The 20,360-nt window shown below is 41.9% G+C and carries 7 protein-coding genes; 1 reads left to right on the top strand and 6 read right to left on the bottom strand.

Going from position 1 to position 20,360, the window contains the following annotated elements:
- Positions 1-9: 9 nt before the first annotated feature.
- On the bottom strand, positions 10-3,330 hold the full coding sequence (locus HMPREF9447_RS14990; protein WP_009130590.1) for a SusC/RagA family TonB-linked outer membrane protein: 3,321 nt from the start codon (positions 3,328-3,330) through the stop codon (positions 10-12).
- Between the two features lie 1,062 nt (positions 3,331-4,392).
- Here HMPREF9447_RS14990 and HMPREF9447_RS14985 point away from each other — a divergent pair.
- On the top strand, positions 4,393-8,421 hold the full coding sequence (locus HMPREF9447_RS14985; RefSeq protein ID WP_009130587.1) for a hybrid sensor histidine kinase/response regulator transcription factor: 4,029 nt from the start codon (positions 4,393-4,395) through the stop codon (positions 8,419-8,421).
- Positions 8,422-8,491: 70 nt separating this feature from the next.
- Here HMPREF9447_RS14985 and HMPREF9447_RS14980 read toward each other — a convergent pair whose 3' ends face one another.
- The 5 genes from HMPREF9447_RS14980 to HMPREF9447_RS14960 form a co-directional block, all read right to left on the bottom strand.
- Entirely contained in the window at positions 8,492-11,218 is a 2,727-nt protein-coding gene (locus HMPREF9447_RS14980; protein ID WP_044138253.1) for a hybrid sensor histidine kinase/response regulator, read from the bottom strand.
- 274 nt (positions 11,219-11,492) lie between these two features.
- The gene (locus HMPREF9447_RS14975) at positions 11,493-12,494 is read right to left on the bottom strand and encodes a glycoside hydrolase family 43 protein (protein ID WP_009130584.1); all 1,002 of its coding nucleotides are present in this window, start codon (positions 12,492-12,494) and stop codon (positions 11,493-11,495) included.
- Positions 12,495-12,634: 140 nt separating this feature from the next.
- Positions 12,635-15,730: a glycoside hydrolase family 2 TIM barrel-domain containing protein gene (locus tag HMPREF9447_RS14970; protein WP_009130583.1), complete on the bottom strand. Its 3,096-nt coding sequence runs from the start codon at positions 15,728-15,730 to the stop codon at positions 12,635-12,637.
- 113 nt (positions 15,731-15,843) lie between these two features.
- The gene (locus HMPREF9447_RS14965; RefSeq protein WP_009130582.1) at positions 15,844-17,784 is read right to left on the bottom strand and encodes an alpha-L-arabinofuranosidase C-terminal domain-containing protein; all 1,941 of its coding nucleotides are present in this window, start codon (positions 17,782-17,784) and stop codon (positions 15,844-15,846) included.
- A gap of 37 nt (positions 17,785-17,821) precedes the next feature.
- Positions 17,822-20,356 carry an alpha-L-arabinofuranosidase C-terminal domain-containing protein gene (locus HMPREF9447_RS14960; protein WP_009130581.1) on the bottom strand — a complete coding sequence of 845 codons (2,535 nt, stop codon included), beginning with the start codon at positions 20,354-20,356 and terminating at the stop codon, positions 17,822-17,824.
- Positions 20,357-20,360: the final 4 nt, after the last annotated feature.

Here is a 20,360-nt window from a genome sequence, read left to right as displayed (position 1 = left end):
TTGCTTATATTAAAGAGTTAGACTTAAACCAAACGACCATGTTTGAGAAAGAGGATAAGCATTACCGCCTAAACCACCCATTGCTGTTTCAGGATCAAAGAGTTTGAACAGAGGAGTAAATGTCACAAGATTCTCACCTGAAAGGAAAATACGGCATTTGCTAATGCCAACCTTATTCATCAGACTTGAAGGAAGCGTATAGCCAATCTGCAAATTTTTCAAACGGATATATCTTGCATTCTGCATATATCGGCTCTGAACGTACTGATTCTTACCATTACCTGTACCAGAGAGACTAAATAGAGGACGTGGATAATATGAATCTACATTGGCAGGAATTTCATGACCTTCAAGGCCAATGGGTTCTGCACGGAAATAATCTTGGTGTACTGTAAACCCTCGTGCATGCCAAATGCTACGATTACCACGAGTTCCCCAAAAATAACCGCCGGCGCCTTCATTATTTCCACTGGAATCTCCACCCGGCCAATAATCATGATCAAGCACACCTTGGAAAAAAGCACGGAGATCAAATCCTTTCCAGTCTGCTGTTAAATCCAAACCTATGAAATAATGCGGATTAAGATCACCTAACACTTTCAAATCACCATGATCGTCCAAAGTGCGAGCCCCCTCTGTTATTTTACCGTCACCATTCAAATCTCGATACATAATGTCACCAGCTTCCCATTTTGACTGAGTACCCAAGGCATCCTGACCGCCATTGGGTAAGGTAGCCAAGTGAGCATCCATCTCCGCTTGTGTCTTGGCAATGCCAATCGTCTCGTATCCCCAAATTAATCCAATCTTCTGTCCACTGATATATGAACTTGCAGAACCATTCGAACCTATTGATTTTGTTGCATTTCCCGGATAATAATCAATATAAGTTTGCTGGTCAGAAAGAGATAGATTAATACCATAATTCATACCAAAGTTTGTTCTATCTTTCCAATTGACAGAAACTTCCCAGCCAGTAGTATATAAATCAGTATTGTTAGTTTTTGCAGCAGATAATCCCAATGTAACAGGCAATTCGGGTGCCGGACCTACCATGTCATAAGTATAACGGCGGAAATAGTCAAACGAACCTGTCAAGCGATTGTTAAACAATCCCCAATCAAGACCAACATTCCATGTACGCACCGTTTCCCATGTTAACAAAGAGCTTACCAAGCCCCCTACCACAGCTGTATTTGGGCGCGTACCATTTGCATTCAACCAAGAGCCACTTAAAGCGCCCAAAGACATAGTACGATATGTCGGATACCAACTAGTAGTATTTTGATTTGCTAACTGACCATAAGAAGCACGTACTTTCAATTGATTAACAATATCAGAAATCGGTTTCCAAAATCCTTCTTGCGCAATATTCCATCCTAACGAAAAAGATGGTGATGTCACCCAACGGCTATCACGACGGAAACGTGAACTACCATCATAGCGTAAGTTTGCTTCAAACAAATAACGTCCTTTATAGTCATAGTTAAATCGACCAAAGAAACCTACAGTAGCCCATTCATTAGAATAACCGGTGAGTGTGGGAGAAACTGTATTTCCACTGCCATTAAGACTTGTTGTCAAATCAAATTCAGGCATTTCAAAATCCAATAAGCCATATTTCAAGCCGTACTGTCCCTGTTGTTTCATTTCTTCTGACTGAAAACCAGCCATAATCTTAAAATTATGTGCCTCAACAAATGAACGTGAGTACTCACTATAAACATTAATATTCAGGAAACGGTTTTCAGCGCTTGTTTTTGACAAAGTAGAGCTTGAAGTACCAGTCAACTGAACATTTTGAGGTGTCCAAGTATATACGGGAAGAGAAGAGTTTTTAGTATTCTCATTAAAGATGCTATAATTGATTTCAGCTTTAGTTACCCAATTCTTGATGGGCTCAAATACCAATGCTGCCTGATAATAGTGACGATCACTTTTGATACTCTTTTTACCCCCTTCAGCTATTGATAGAGCTGTTTCCTGCAAAAAATGTCCATTAGGATCATACATTGGTATATTAGGCCAATTTTGTCTGCCATAATAATTGTAGTTCATAGCATTGCTTGGTCCCCAATAGTCGTTGTTTGTATATCGAATATTTGTATTCAGCGTAAGCCAATCAGTGAGCTTTGCTGACAATTTTGCTGTCACATTATAGCGATTCAACCCGTCATCTGCAATCTTTAAAGAACCATTCTGCTTCAAGTAATTAGCAGAAACATAATATGTGAGTGCATTACTTCCTCCTGAAACGCTCAAATTATGTTCCTGCGAAAAGATTGTACTTTTATAAGTTTCATCATAAAGATCTGAATTCGCATATCCCTTAGACCATATATCTTCCCAAGCATTAGGATTATTAGAATCCGGATCTATACCATTCTGCAACTTGCCAGCTTGATAATCTAACATCTTCTGCATCGTTTCATTGCTATAATAGGCAGAACCACCAGCATTGATCTGTGCTTGATTTACCATTACAGCCCATGAATAAGAATCCATAGATTCCGGCAAACTTAACGGGCTAGAAAAACGAAAGCTATTGTTATAGTTTACAGACGTTTTACCTTGCTGACCACTCTTTGTAGTCACTAAAATAACACCAAATGGTGCACGCGCACCATAGATAGAAGAAGCAGCAGCGTCTTTCAAGACAGAAATGTTTTCAATATCCTGCGGATTGACTGTATTTAAATCACCTTCCATCCCATCAATCAAAATCAGCGGGCTTCCGCTTGAACCTTCACCAATAGTACCAATACCACGAACAGAAATATCCATTGTACTATTAATATCCCCCGTCGATGTCGTAATTTTTAAGCCAGGAATAACTCCCTGCAAAGCCTGTACAGCAGAAGATACAGGACGAGATTCGATTTCCTTAGCAGTAGCAATACCCACCGAACCCGTAAGATTTACTTTCTTCTGTGTACCAAAACCAACTATTACGACTTCATCCAGCAGCTCTGTATCATCTTTCAACACAACATCAATTGATTTTCCTGCGACTGTCGTGATCTCTTGCGTCTTATATCCTAAATATGAAACAATAATAATTCCTCCAGACTTTACCGATAGAGAAAAATTACCATCAATATCAGTAATAGTACCATTAGAAGTATTACCTTTTTCCACGACACTGGCACCAGCAACAGGTCCCATTGCATCTTTCACCACACCTGTAACTTTGATTTGTTGTAGGACTACTTGTGTACTTTGTTCATTGCCATCAGCCATCACTGCGAAAGGATGTCCGGCAATAAAACCAGTGCAAAGCAACAAGGCCGCAAGTGCCTTCCGATTGTTTCTAAAAGAATCTGATTTCATTGTTTTTCTTTTAATAGATAATAAAAGGTTAATTGACTCTCAAAACTTCCCTCAAAAGGGATATGCAAATGTACAGTAGTCTACCGTAATAAGCAGGGATAAACTAACCTTAAAAAGGGGACAAATTCGTCATGCCCAATCTACCACTGCTTCTGATTTATTTCTCCCACCTCTAAAACCCTTATAATTAAAACTCCGAATAGTTCTATATCACAGCAGTAATTAGACAGCAGCATTGGAAAGACAGAAACAATAATAAGTAATATATCATTCATTAATAGTATTTCAAATCATCAAAATATTAGTTTCCCTTTTCCCAAATCTGCCTATTTGTCATTTTGTATTTCCAAACGTTCCAGAATCTTTTATTTACGTCCGTTTGCTAGCAAATATTCAAAAAGGAAAGCAATATTCTTTAAAAATATAGCAATCAACACGATACATTTTTTATTGCCTCTCTAAAAAATCACCTATTCTCTCTTTTACTTCAATAGTGTTGTTCACCTAGAAAAAAACGATATTTATCGTAGAGTTTTACCCCGTTCATCTATGATGAACGCAACTAAGAGTATGCAAGGAATTAACTCTTTATCTGCAAGAAGTCAATCCCTTACCGACAAGAAGTTAATTTCTTGTATCTAAACTCCACATAAAACATGAATATTATGCAAAAAACACAAATAATCATTCATTGCTTATGCAGCATCATTCAATTTCATTCTTTTTGGAACAACACACATGTCAAAGAATTCATCATTATCAATGCTTTTTGGAACATTTATCAACCCAATAACAATAAGTCGTACACAGAACAAATTCAAAGCCTCAAAACACAAATAGAGCCAACAACTTATACATCAGTAAATCCACAATGCCCTCTCATTGCAAATCATTAATTCTCTTTATTCCTACAAACTCCTTTTCATTAGAATAATTAAACATACAAAGGTAGGTGAAACGGGCAATCAACAATGGGAAATTAAGCAAAATGCTCATTAGCATATATTCATAACAGGATTTTATTGTATTTTTGTCTAAAGACAACTAGTAATCCAAGTTATCATGCGAAACGCACATATAATATTTGCATTATGCCTGCTATTATTCAGTATGAACAGTATAGCACAACCTTACACTCTAAAGCACCTTGGAGTGGAAGATGGATTATCAAATAACTATGTCAAAGATATTACACAAGATCGACAAGGATGTATCTGGGTGGCAACCATGTTAGGTTTAAATCGATTTGATGGGCGCCACTTCACAACTTATAGAAGCTATAACTCCGATTTGAAAAACAATAGCCAAAACACTCTATTTTATGATAAAGAAAATGATGAACTTTGGATAGGAAGCGGTAGTGGCATTGACATACTTCAGTGTTCTACACAGCAATTTAAAGAATCCCCACTACCAGAAACCATCGGAATAAATAGTGTTGAACATATTGTAGCTGCAGCAGACAGTGGAATATGGATTATATGTCATCGCAATCCAATAATACATTATAGTAAGAAAGACAGGAAGTTCACCACTTTTTCCAGTAAAGACATCAAAGGACTGAAAAGTTTAAACTGGTGTGCTTTTGATGACGGAAAAGGACATCTCTATGTAGGTCATGCACAAGGTGGATTAAGCATTATCAATCTGGAAAATAAAACAGCACATAATCTGATTAATGATCCTGCCAATTCTAAAAGTCTACCAGGCAACAGCGTTTATACAATATATAGAGATCATCTAGAGAATATTTGGGTGGGAACAAACCAAGGTCTTGGCCTCTTCAATCCAAAGACTGAAGAATTCACAGTCTTTAGGCATGAGCATAATAATCCACATTCGCTAATTGCAGACCATATATACGACATTCAGGAAATGGATGACGGAATGTTATGGATAGCAAGTGACATTGGCGGTATCAGTATATTGGACTTACACAACATAACCTTTAAGAATCCTTCAAGCGTACAGTTCTATAATATTACTGCAACTATGGATAAATATGGACTTTCATCAAGTAATCCCCGGAGCCTGCTACAAGATTCATTTGGCAATATATGGATAGGTAATTATAGTAGTGGGGTCAACTTTATCAGTCATACTCAACCCATATTCCACATACTACCTTACACTACCGAGGTTGGGCACAAAACAAAGAATAAACCTATATGGGGAATATACCAAGATGAAGAGCAGATATGGTTAGGTGGTGAAAACGAAGTGGTTATCTTCAAAAATGACAGACTACAGAAGAGTTTTGATATAACAAAATATTTATCCAGACCATATGGGCAAGTATTTTCTATCACAAGTAGTAAATATGATAATTTACTGCTCGGAATATATGATGACGGTCTATTAAAGCTTGATATTCCCAATAATCGCATTGAACGAATTCCTATGGATATGGATAATATAGATATCATTACTTTCTTTAAAGATACAGACGACACAATATGGGTAGGCACCGAATATGGCGTATATACCTATACTAACGGAGTGATATGCAAAAGAGACAATCTCACCAACCAATTATCAGATAAGTCAGTTTATGGCATTCTACGTGATAAACAAGGAAAATTATGGGTAGGCACATATGGTGGCCAAATTACAGTTTTCGATGCAGAAGATAGAGTAATAGCACAGTTAACGAAAAACAACAAATTCCATTCCAATGGTATCAACCAACTCTACATGGATTCGCAAGGTAGTATTTGGATAGCTACTCGCAATGGTCTGGGTTACATCAAAGATACAAATCAGCCTGAACAATTCGAATTGTTCGGTTATGGTCAAGGCCTTAAAGATACCTTTGTACGTGCTATCCAAGAAGATCAAAATGGAAACATTTGGCTCAGTACAAACAATAGTATTGCTCTTTGGGACAAAAAGCAGATGGAATTTGATTGTTATGACTATCGTGATGGAATACCTACGGGTAATTTTATTGAAGGCTCTGCATGTTGCACTCCAGATGGAACGCTTTATTTCGGTTCACTAAATGGAGTATGCTACTTCAATCCTCAAAGTCTGACAAAAGAACGTCAAGTTGCTCTTGTACAAATTATGGATTGCAGACTACTTAACAACAGAATAGAAAGCCGCAGTGGAGAAACGCTAATTCCAACCGTTGGTAAAAATATTAACTTACCATATAACCAAAACTCTTTCCGCATCTCATTTACTGTTCCTGACTATTCACAAAGTGGACAAGTAGAATATGCATATATGATCGAAGGATTAGAGAATACATGGACTAATACGTTAGGAGAGAATCAAGTTACTTTCCGAAACATCTCTCCCGGAGAATATATATTCAGAGTTAGAGCACGATTACGGAATCAAGAGTGGGATGACAATCACATCGCCACCATAAAAGTGCACATTCATCCTCCTCTATGGTTGACATGGTATGCTAAAGTTTTTTACATATTACAGGTCCTTTTAGGAATGTATATTTGGTTCCGCTTTTATAAACGGAAGCTAATACTCGAAAATTCTCTAGAGCTGGAACGCAAGAAAAGCTTGAATGAGCAGGAACTCAATAACGAACGCTTACGCTTTTACACTAACATAACGCATGAATTGCGAACACCCTTAACTCTAATTCTTGGCCCGCTAGAAGATTTGATGAACGATTCAAATCTATCGACTTATTATAATAATAAGATTAGAATGATTCATAGTAGTGCCATTAGGTTACTGAACCTCATTAACCAGATACTGGAATTCCGGAAAACAGAAACACAAAATCGAAAGCTGACAGTATCCAAAGGTAATTTAGGTAATTTAATAACAGAAATTGGATTACGCTACAAAGAACTGAATCGAAATAAAAAAGTACAATTTTATATCCATGTTCAATCTCAAAAAACAATGCTCTACTTTGATACTGATATCATCTCGACTATTCTAAATAATTTATTATCAAATGCCGTGAAATACACACCGGAAGGAAAAATCAGTCTAATTATGCGTCAAGCAGATAATGAAGACGATCAATACACTGAAATACTAGTTAAAGATACTGGATATGGAATAGATGCCGAGGCTCTTCCTCATATCTTCGACCGCTATTATCAAGTAAAAGGCAAACATCAAGCATCCGGCACAGGTATTGGCCTTGCACTAGTAAAATCATTGTCTGATTTACATGAAGGTGCGTTGCACGTGAAAAGCGTAGTAGGCCAAGGTACGACTTTCACATTCCGCATATTGACAGAAAATACTTATCCTAGTGCATTACATAAAGAAGAGAAACAAACATCTACTCAAGGACAACAAAAAATACAAGAGAAAGAACAAGAAGACACTGATATCCGTCCAATGTTACTCGTTGTAGAGGATAACGATGACATCCGGGAATATATTGTTTCTTCTTTCAGTAACAATTATCGAATCATAACTGCTACCAACGGGAAAGAGGGTTTGGAACAGGCACAGAAGCATATACCTGATATCATCATCAGCGACATTATGATGCCTGTAATGGATGGAATAGAGTTCTGCAAACGGGTAAAAGAAGATGTATGTACCAGTCATATTCCTGTCATCCTGCTTACAGCCAAGGACTCCATCCAAGATAAAGAAGAAGGATACGAAAGTGGCGCCGATTCTTATCTGACAAAGCCTTTCAGTGCCAAGTTGTTAAACAGCCGCATACACAATTTGCTGGAATCAAGAAAGAAACTGGCATTCCTGATTGCAAACCGCACCAAAGAGTTGAAACCGGAACAATCTCAGGAATCCATAAAATTGAGCAGACTGGATGAGGAGTTTCTTAATAGATTTACTGCAATAGTAGAAGAGAATATTGATATGGACAAGCTCGACATGTCTTTTATGATGGATAAAATGAACATGAGCCACTCCACCCTTTACCGGAAGATAAAGGGACTAACAGGCATATCAGGCAATGAGTTCATCCGGAAGATAAGACTGAAAAACAGTCTCCGTTTATTGCTGGAAGAAAGCCTCAATGTTTCGGAAGCGGCTTATGCAAGCGGTTTCAATGACTTAGGTTATTTTCGTACATGCTTCAAGGAGGAATATGGAATGGCACCGTCAGAGTACATTAAACAAAAGAAATAGGATGTATCCCTACCAAAACCATAATCATCAACACTTAATTAAGTGCTTTCTTTACCGTTATTTTTAGACTTTATTCTTCCGTTGTAAACAAACCAAGCAATTCATTTTGTTTTAGAGGCTTTGCAATAAACAGATTGCATCCCGCCTCCAAAGCACAAACCCTGTCAGACTCAAAAGCATTAGCCGTAAGCGCAATAATCATAATTTCTTTATTGAACTCCCTAATTTTCCGAACCGCTTCCAGACCACCCATTATAGGCATTTTCATATCCATAAGCACAAAATCATAGTCCCCGTTACGAACTTCCTGAACAGCCTCCACACCATTCAGCACACGTGTAATCTCGTAATCTTTAAGAATATGATGCACTAATGAGTAATTGCCGTCATTATCTTCGGCAATCAGAATCTTCAAATCTTTCCTATTTGCTATTCTTACGGGTGTCTCCTGTTTTTCGGGCAGCACAACGACCGGAGTTTCTTCCTCCAACAAATCTACATCACACGGTATCCATGCCCAGAAGGTAGACCCTGCACCAGGAGTAGAAGTAAAACCGACCTCGCCTCCTGCACCCTCGATAATGGCACGCGAAATAGCCAACCCGAGTCCCGTTCCCTGCGCAAACTCATTTAATTTCTGGAAACGCCCGAACACCCGGTTTTGCAATTCCGGTGGAATGCCGACTCCTGTATCTTCAACATACACCCGGATACCTCCCCGTTCAAGAGTATATCCCATCTTGATATGTCCCGACTTGGTGCATTTCACCGCATTAGTGAGGAAGTTGGACCATACTTGTTTCAACCGGCTTCTATCCAGGAAGATGTTACACTCCGCACCCGAACTATCCAAAAGAAGCTCGACATCGGTATTTGCCACTTTAGGCAAGATCATTGTATACAGTTCGCTACGCAGTTTCGCCAAGTTGAATGTTTCCCTCTTACGCTCAAGAATTCCCGACTCAATCTTAGACAAGTCAAGGATATCGTTAATCAGACGCAACAACAATTCATTGTTGGACTGGATGATTTCTACATACTCTTCTTTCTCAGCAGGATCATCACAATGTGCCATGAGTTCGGAAAAACCAACGATGGCATTCAGAGGAGTACGTATCTCATGACTCATATTTGCCAGGAAAGCTGATTTGAGTTTATCGGCAAGTTCTGCCTTTTCTTTCAGTTCCTTCAATTCCCGGGTTACCCTTTCCCATTCCGTATTGTTGAAGCCAATGCCGGTATACCGAATTACTTTTCCTTTCCTGTCTCTTTCAGACTGGATGCCGGTAATCACCAGACTTTGCCATTCTTTATCCCACTTTGTCTTTGTGCGGTAATTAAAACTAAAATCCTTATCTATTCCGTTAAGCATAAGGCCAATAGACTCACGTACATGCTCCATATCATCAGGGTGTGCATGTTCCACATAGTCTTCCGGAGTAATGGGTGTTTCGGGATTATAGTCGTTCACCGGGTCATTGAAAGCTCTGAAAAGCCCACTTTCTACATCAAAATCCCAATAGGTCATACCAACAGTTTTGAAAGTAAGCTCCATCTTGTAGTTTCTTTCCTTAATTTCTTCGTTCAGTTGGTGCATTTTGGAGATATTCTGACGGAATCCGGTATACTTTATTATATGACCTGCCTCATCCCGTTCGAAGGGAACTCCCATCACATGACAGTACTGCCATGTTTCATCATATTTCGTTTTTATACGGCAAGTCAGGTCAAGCATCTTGTCTTCACCCAATATCATGGATTGCGTGGCATCATTGTATGTGGAATAATCTTCAGGGTGTACAAATTCTCTAAATTCCTCCAAAGTTATCAGTTTGTCACCGATATAATCATTAACGGGATCATTGTATGATTCGATTTTCTGGGTTTGGGTGTCAAAATCCCAGTGGACAATATTGCTGACTTGCATAGCCAGTTCGCGTTTGGTAATCAGTTCCTGAGTTTTTTTTGCCATCAGCACTTTCTCGGTCACGTCCAATTGTGTGCCGATAATCAGTTGTTTGCCCCGATGCTCGGAAGACATACGCATGCGGCTTTCATAAAAACGATATTCTCCCTCTACCTCATTATAGTAACGTAGCGTTATGTGTCCATATTCTATCTCCTCGTTTATCAGTTGAGAGAACATCTGCTTTAACGGAGCATGGTCCTGGGGATGCAGTATTTCCAGCATTTCCTTCCATGGCAACATTTCCTTTGCAATCGCTTCTCCATATAAGGTGCTAAAGCTTTCCTTGCGCACATCATACACCCATGAAGACATATTGGCAGCACTCATAGCCATTTCCAAATTCTTCTTGTTTTCTTCTGTACGGAAATCTGCTTCCTTTAAGGCAGTCACATCATTAGAAAGCAGGATGTGACCAAGAATCGTCCCTTCGCTGTTTCGCAAAGGAACAACCTTAGCCTCATAAATCATGGATTTCTTATTATTGCTCACAAAGTAAGCATCATCGTTGATCCGATCGAAATCATACTCAAATTCTAAAGCAACCTCTTCGCCTGTCCGTATCTTTCTTTCAAGTTCTTCATCCATATAGGGACTCTGAAAGAGATTGACAATATTCACTACAGTTGATCGGTCATTGACACCATACATTCGCAAAGCATGGTCATTGATACTACGTAAAATACCGTTTATATCATATATATCAATACTTATCGGTAAACGGGCATACAAACTCTCTGCTAATAAAAGTTCCTCTTGGATTAGCTCAGGTGTCTCTTCTCCAGAAGGCATCACCTCATTGTCGTGGGAAAGGGTTTCATCTTGTTCCATCAAATTATCAGTTTTTGTCGGTACTTGAGTACTGGCAGATTTGTCGTTTCGGCAGTCCATATATTCAAACTTAAAATCTTTTATATAGAGCTTGCATGACAAAAGTATAACTTAAAAACGATATTCTAAAATTTAAAGTAATAAAACCGAAATAGAACTAACTTAAACAAGAAGAAAAATGGGAAAAGCAAAGAAAGACGGGATGAAAAGCAAAAAGACACGCCAGAGGAACCGGCATGTCTCTTCCATTAGAATATTCCATTATGAAGCTATACTATTTATGAGGAATATATATTTCCCCGACAACTAATTTATCGCCCGACAAATCTACTTCAAACAGATGGGGGATGCGGATATATCTCCCATTCACATCTTTGTGGCTGTGAACAGACATCAACCATTTGCCGTCCAAAGTCCGGAACAGCATGCCATGACCGAAGTTGGGAGGGGTAATGGGTTCTTTCTCCTGTATCCACGGGCCATCCAATGTCCCACTTTCGGAATAGACAACACCCTGCGTGTAGTCCTGAAACACCCAACTTGTCCATATCATCCCTAAACGTCCGGTATCTGTGCGAAACAACCACGGACCATCGGTCACACGGTTAGGATGAATCTCATCACCCATTTTTTCGCGACTCCATGGTGAATCGCTGGCATGAAAGAGGATTTTCCCTTTACCGACAGAACCGCTTAAATCGGGTTTCAGTTCTATCTTTTCCATCGTGCCGTTCCAGTTCTGTAGCCACTCGTGACAATAGATCATATAGGGTTTATCGTCACGGTCTACCCAGAATGTACCATCGAGGGTAGGCATGTTTTCGGGCAGATAAGTGGGAGATTCCATAGGTTTATAAGGACCATCAGGATTATCACTGACTAAAATATGACTGGCGCGACGGGGAATTACATTACCTTTCACCGTATCAATCTTAATGGTATTGTTCGTAAAAGTGGCGAAATAGTAATATTTTCCTTCGTACTCATGCAGTTCTGCGGCCCAGATTTCAGGTTTGGGTCCCATCCATGATGTGGGGTCAGTCTCCGCAACACGATAAGGACCTTCCCAACGAGCAAGGTCTTTGCTCTTCCAGAGGAGGCCGCCGGTACCTGTCATATAATAGGTGGAAGTTTTCTTATTGGCAAGGATACAAGGATCACTCAAATGGATGGAGTCCAGCGGGATATTTGTTCGAAAACGGTTAGGAACCTTTTGCTGGGCGGACAGGAGTACGGAAAACAAGACAAATGCAAATAATAATACTTCTTTTTTCATAATAGGATTTTTTGTTAATCAGGAATGTGCAACCGGGCGAATAATGATCCGCCCCTACATGTATTGTCATTTTGTTGTAGGGACGAATAACTATTCGCCCGGAATGTATAAAGTGTCTTTCGACACAATTTTTAGAAATCTTATTCCACTTCTATACCGTGTTGCACCGGAGTGAGAATGAACGTGAATTCATAATCACCATAAGGCAACTGATATTGCTGCAACGGCCATGCACCCCAGCTATTTACACAGCCCAGCCCCATTTGTGCCTTGTCAATGCAGAGGTTTGTCAGGTCAGCCTGTTTCACTTCAGGAGAATGGCTCTGCCCTTTGTCCCAACCATCATCCAAAGACTCGATAGTATAGTGTAGAGCGGATGCAGAGAAAGGAGCTTCTGCCACAATCTGCAAGCCACGACCTGCGGAATTCAATTGCTTCCACCAACGAATATCAGTCTTCGTTCCTGTCTCTTGCGGACGGATGTAAGAGTAGAACTGCTCATCCACACTCTGACGATACAAGCCCAGGTCGGTCACATGGTTGCGGTCACTGTAGTTCTCTATCGGACCACGGCCGTAATATTCTATGGTTTCGAATGACTTAGGCATCTGCATCTGCATACCAAAACGGAACATAGGTGATATCTTTGCCTGCTGGTCGGCTGTCATCTTCTGAGTTACTTTCACAGCACCCTTATCATTGATGACATAAGTCAGATTCAAACGTGCAGAAACATTTTTCATATCATATTCCGCATTTACCAGTACTTGATTGCCTACGGTCTCCCATTTGAAAGAGGTTAGTTTTAATCCCGGGTTCTTCCAAGCAGCAAACTTCTGTTGCAGACCTGCACCGAAATCATTGTCAGTAGGTGCACGCCAGAAGTTGGGAGCCAAAACGGCATCTTCATTCATCATTTCCACACCTGCCACATTGTAACGACTCAGGTAACCGCTATGTTTGTCGAATTCCAGACGGAAGTTATCACCATTCACAATCAGATAATGCCAATCGTTCTCCTGCACTTGCGGAACAACAGTAGGAACATTTACACTTTCCACATTTTTCAGTTCCATAGAAGGAGCCTTGTAAGGATTCAGCACAAACTGATCTTTTGCCACGGCATATCCGGCAGGAAGTAATCCTTCGCGGTTCTTCAGACGATACTTCACATTCAGCAACCATTCCTTGCATTCGCAGGTCTTGCCGATGTTCAATTTCACTTTAGCAGTCTGCTGCGGAGCAACGTTGAGGTCTTCTACACGGCCGGTGCGGATTACCTTACCATTAGCCAGCACTTCCCAATCCATATAATAAGCAGACAGATCACGGAAGAAGTATTCATTGTAGACATTTACTTCACCATTTTTCAGATCGGCAGGAGTTGTCCAGATGTTCTGATAGAAGTAGCCGACTTCGTACATGTGCGGATTAGGTACACGATCCGGACTGATAAGACCATTATCGCAGAAGTTCTTGTCCGAACCGTCATAGCGGTTGAAGTCACCACCATAAGCATAAATGGTTGCACCGTCTTTCCCTTCCCACCGAATCGACTGGTCAACGAAGTCCCAGATAAAACCACCTTGCAGGTTAGGATATTTGCGAACCAAATCCCAGTATTCTTTAAAACCACCTTGTGAGTTACCCATTGCGTGAGCATATTCACACTGGATGAACGGTTTTGTAGCATCTGTACGCTTGCCGTATTTCTCCATATGTTCGTAACCGGCATACATGGGACAGTCCACATCAGTAAATTCGTTACCATGCGCCTGTTCATACTGTACAGCACGACTGGGGTCTTCATTCTTTATCCAGCGATAACATGCTTCGAAGTTGGGTCCGAAACCGGCTTCGTTACCCAGTGACCAGAAAATGATGCTGGGGTGATTGAAACCACGTTGCACGTTGCGTTGGTTACGTTCCATGTGAGCTTTGGCATAGTCGGTGCGTTTTGCCAGTGTCTTTTCGCGATAGCCCATACCATGTGATTCGACATTCGCTTCGGCCACCATATAGATACCATATTTATCGCAAAGGTCATACCACAGGTTATCATCAGGATAATGGCAGGTACGCACAGCGTTGATATTGAATTTCTTCATTATCTGAATATCCTGTATCATGCGTTCGGGAGATACTACATAACCACCATCGGGATCCATTTCGTGACGGTTGGCTCCTTTGAAAAGAACAGCCTTGCCGTTGACAAGTATTTGGTCGCCCTTCAATTCAATCTTGCGGAAACCTACTTTTACGGGAATAACTTCGTTGCTGCCTTGCAAGGTAGCACGCAGGGTATAGAGATAAGGAGTTTCGGCAGTCCATTTGTGAGGATTCTCCACATTCATCAGGACGTTGCCGCTACCTTTGGCTGTTGCAGTGGCTACTTGCTTGCCTGCTGCATCCAGCAGCTCCAGGTCTACATTTCCACTGCCTTTCAGGTCGAGTTTCACACTGAGGGAACCATCTTTATAAGTTTCATCCAGATCCGGAGTTACGCGGATATCCTGAATACGTTTTTTATTACGGGCATAGAGGAAACAATCACGTCCTACACCACTGAAACGAAAGAAATCCTGGTCTTCCAGATACGTTCCATCGCACCAGCGAAATACTTGGAAAGCGATAAGGTTTTCCTGTCCAGGCTTCAAGTAAGGAGTTAGGTCGAATTCAGCCTCCAGTTTACTATCTTCGCTATAACCTACATAACGACCGTTCACCCACAAATACATATTGGAAGTGACGGAACCGAAGTGTGCGATAATATCTTTCCCCTTCCAGTCAGCCGGAACAACAATTTCGCGACGGTAAGAGCCTACATGGTTGTTCTGTGTGGGGACTTCGGGAGGATTATTCTGAAATTGATTGCGCCAGGCGTAGCCGGTATTCACATAGATGGGGTCGCCATAACCGTTCAACTCCCATACGGCGGGAACCTGCATATCATTCCAGCCTTTGTCATTAAAACCAACTTTCCAGAAATCGGTAGGACGTTGGTCAGCATTGGGTACCCAGAAGAATTTCCAGGTGCCATTCAAAGTCATGTAGTTAGCGGATTTGTTTTTCTCGCCTTTCATGGCAGCATCTGCCGACTCGTAGGCGAAGTAGTTAGCGTGCATGGGTGCACGGTTCACAGCATTGACTTCCGGGTCAAGCCACTCTTTAAAGGACTGTGCATTTGCAGTCAGAGCCAAGGCTGCAAAGAATCCGGTGATAAGATGTTTCTTCATGATATAAAGTTATTATGTTTGTAGCGGTATGCAAGAAATTCTTTTCATACCGCTACAAAGATAGGGTGAATCAATTAATTCAAAGGAGAATAATAGTTCAAAAAAGGGGGAAATTAGTTCTTCACTTGCAAACGGTACACTCCAAATGAGCGTGGTTCGAGTTCAAGCTTCAAAGACTGCCCTTTCACCTGTACCGGACGAACACGCGGAACAATTGCTTCTTCATCCAACGTGTTCACCGTTCTCCAACTGTCATTTTGCAGGTAAGTGCATGAACCGGCAACAAGCTGGCGTTTCTTCAATCCGTTGAAGTCTATCTGAACATCGGCAGGTTTGCTACCGGCATTCACCAGTTTCAGAATAATTTCACCTGTCGGTGCATTCAGTGCGGCGGTTGCATAGAGGCTGTCTTGTCCTGCAACAGCTTTGCCGTCCATTTTCAGACTGAGCACATCGGTTCCGGCATTCATGCCATACATTTGCTGAACGTAGTAGTTCGGCGTACGCATCATCCGCAGGTTATCAAACCAGATTAAGTCCGGATTCCACTGCCAAGCATCTACATGGGCAAACAAAGGAGCGTATGTAGCCAGATGAACTACATCTGCGTTCCGTTCCAGTCCCGTCATGAAGGCTGCTTCGGAAAGGGCTGCAAGGAAGTTGTTATCTTTCTTCGTGGAGTGGTCATGTGAAGCATATTCACCCGCAAAGACTTTCGGACCTTTACGGTCATAGTTATCATAGCGGGAAGCGTTACCGAAGAACCAGTCGGGATTCATGTAATAGTGTTCATCTACCAGGTCTACCCCCAGACGCTTCATTTCAGGCCAAAGGTAATCAAACTTATCACCGGAAGCACTCGGACCGGAACTACCGACAACCTTGATAGTGGGATACTTCGCACGGATAGCTTTAGTGAAAGCTTCCAGACGGTCTACATAAACCTTGTCCCACTGTTCATTACCGATACCTATCATTTTCAGGTTGAAAGGTTCGGGATGTCCCATATCGGCACGTACTTTACCCCAGGTAGAGGTAACCGGACCGTTGGCGAACTCAATCAGATCGAGTGCATCCTGTATGTAAGGGTCAAGTTCATCCATAGGAACAACTTCGTTACTTTCATATTGGCAAGAAAGTCCGCAGCTTATCACCGGAAGAGGTTCTGCACCGAGATCTTCACTCAAGAGGAAATATTCGAAGTAACCGAGTCCGAGGGTCTGGAAATAATCCGGGAATGCCTTGTGTTTGAAGGTATAATTCCAACGGTTTTCATTCAGAGGGCGGTTTTCAACAGGACCTACCGAGTTCTTCCACTGATAACGGGTTTCAAGACTGTTACCCTCGATGATGCAACCACCGGGGAAACGGAATACACCTGGATTAAGGTCGTAAAGGGCTTGTGCCAAGTCGGCACGCAGACCGTTCTCACGTCCTTTCCAAGTGTTGACGGGGAAGAGGGAGATGTGGTCCATATCTACTGTACCTTTGGTTTCCAGAACAATACGTAAGCGGGCATGAGCATCAGTGAAAGGAGATTTCAACACAGCGGTCAATTTCTGCCAGTCGCGGCCGCTTACCTCAATTTCTTTCTTCAGAAGATTCTGGGCATTGGAATTCACCAGTTCAATGGAAAGTTTCATCGGTTTGGCATCCGGTGTACGGGCATATACAGAGAAACGATATTCTTCGCCTTGCTTCACGCCAATGCCACGATAACCTTCATTATCCAGTCCGGCACGCAACAAACGACCGTCATTGACTACACGCACGTAATGCGGATTGCGGTCGAAACAAGGATTTGTATCTTGTACAGTTACATTGCCGAAAGGTACCCAACCGACAAAAGGTTGTGGGAATTCAAAAGAACGATTCTTCACTAATTCGGCATAAAGCCCGCCGTCAGCCCCGAAGTTGATGTCTTCAAAGAAGATGCCATACATTTCGGGCTGTATCTGTGCCGTTGGTTTAGAAACATCAACGGTCATCACATGTTGCTGCGCCTGCACACCCAGTGCAAGAGACAAAGCTAAAAGGGTGGTTAGTTTTCTCATAAATAGGTACATAGTTTAAGAATATGTCTCATATCTGTTATTTTTTCTTTTCTATATTCTGATGAATACGTATCACCGTAAACGAATAGGCCGGCATTGCATAAGGGAAGTCGTTCCCTTCTACCTTAAAGTCGGAAGAAACAGGCTTTGCACCTCTGTCTTTCGGATCACCTGCCAGTACTGTCTTCGTTGCTGAAGGATTAACCAGGGCTACACCGTCCAGCTTTACCCGGGCAGACACTTCTACGGGAAGCATATTCACCAACTTCACAATATAATCTCCCGTATGGACGTCTTTCACAACAGAAACTCCTACACGTTTCTTCACGGCATCCCAACCATTGTTTAGTTTCACATCAGAAGCAAAATACTCGTTTCCGGAATTCTGACCATACATTAGCTGTGTATAGTAGCCTACTGTCGGTTTCACTTCCGTATTATTGAAGTAAATCAAGTCCGGATTCCATTGCGTATGTCCGTCTTTAGCCAACAGCGGAGCATAGGAAGTCATTTCCACTACATCACCGTTACGCTCTACGGCTGTCAAATACAAAGCTTCGGCAAGTGCTGTTTCTACATTATTGGGGCGTCCCGGCAAGTGAGCGGCATATTCGCCCAGATATACTTTCGCCTTTTTGCGGTCGTAACGGTCGTAGTAATCCTGATTGTGAATCAGCCAGCCCGGTTCTACATAATAATGTTCGTCAACCATAGGCACACCCAGTTCGGTGGCAAGCTCCCAACCTACTTCATAATCCGTACCTTCATAGAACGGGCCTGTAGTACCAATCACTGTCACTTCCGGATATTTCTCCTTGACAGCATCGAATATCATCTTGAAACGTTCTACGAATACTTCTGTAATCATATCTTCGTTACCAATACCAATATACTTCAGATTGAACGGCTTTGGATGTCCGGCTTCGGCACGCTTCTTGCCCCATACAGTCTTGCGAGCATCTCCGTTGGCATATTCTATCAGGTCGAGAACGTCCTGAATATATTGCGGCATTTCTTCCATCGGAATCCCCCCCTGTTGTCCCATGCAAGTCAGTTCACCTTTAGAATGATGGGCACACGTTCCTGAGTTCTGACAGGGAACACCTGCTGCAACTACCGGTACGGGTTCTGCTCCCATATCTTCACAGAACAAGAAATATTCATGGTATCCCAGCCCACGGGTTTGATGATATCCCCAAAGGTTGCGTAGAGGCTTGCGGGCTTCCAACGGGCCGATAGAACCTTTCCAATCGTAAATATTGTCTATACCATCTCCATGAGCCACGCATCCGCCGGGGAAACGCACGAAACGAGGATGAAGGTCGGCAAGCGTTTGTGCCAGATCGGCACGGAGTCCGTTCTTACGGCCTTTGAAGGTTTTCTGGGGGAAAAGGGAAACCATATCCAACGCCAGTTGTTGAGTACCCATCCAAACAAGAGGAGTAATAGTCAGTACGGCGTCTGTTGCATCCTGATATGCCGTCAGCACAGCACGCTGTTTCTTCCACTCTTTAGAAGTGACTGAGAGAACAGCCATTGCCACTTCTTTACCGTCTTTAGTCTGCAAAGCCACTTTCACCTTTCCGCCTTTTCCTTCCAGCATTTTTGAGAAGAAAGAGAAATCGTACTTCTCTTCTTTCTTCACAGCAATACCGTCGAAACCGGAATTCACCAGTGAAACTTCCGCAGGCATATTCACTTCAAGCACTGCGTAATGGGAATTATTGGGATGTATCGGATTCTCCGTTGCGATGCTCAATTTTCCATTCGCTCCCCGAACACTCCAAGAATGTGTACTGTTCCAGTTCTGGTCGTTACCACGGTCAGTAGGGGCATATTCAAAATCGCGATTCTGTATCAACTCAGCGTATAAACCACCGTCAGCCGCATAGTTGATGTCCTCAAAGAAAATCCCAATCAAGTGGTTGCTGATACTTTTGGCTTCATCAGCTTTCACTTGGATAGTAGCTTCTACAGGTTTCAGATTCGCAAAACGAACAGGGTCTTGTTCCGTACGTTCGGCATTCAGTGACTGGCGGTATTTCTTTGCTTCGGCAAAGCGGATGATACTCTGAACTGTAGCATAAGATACTTCCTGCATCCAGCCTTCTTGTTCCTGACCGTTTATCAACACTTTTTTTTCGGTAGTGGGGAACACATCCTTCGGTTCGTACTTGCCACGTTCTGCCGAAGAAAAATATTTCTGTGCTTCCCACTTCTGCAAGTCAGGAGAAGTTACGTAAGCAAGCGCTTCACCGGTATGGGTAGCTGCCCAGATACAATGCCATTTACCATCGGCACGGGTTTGCATCAAGTGGGGTTTGAACATTGTTTTCGCACGTCCCCACGGACCGAAGTCAGAGTTCACATAAGCAAAGCCATCTGCCACGCTGAACCATTTCTCTCCATCAGGACTCCAGGCAAACTTCAAACCGCTTCTGCCGTCATGGTTGGAATACGAGAAGAGGTAAACTTGGTCAGGTTCGTTCATCACAGCATCTACCTTTGCCTGCACAGGTAGAACGAAGGACAAGAGCAAACACAAACTTAAAAGTTTCATTAATTTGTTCATGGTA

Origin of the sequence: Bacteroides oleiciplenus YIT 12058, from assembly GCF_000315485.1 — a bacterium.
Classification (GTDB): Bacteria; Bacteroidota; Bacteroidia; order Bacteroidales; family Bacteroidaceae; genus Bacteroides; species Bacteroides oleiciplenus.
Note: the sequence above shows the minus strand (reverse complement) of the source record. Positions and strands in the feature narration are given on the sequence as shown.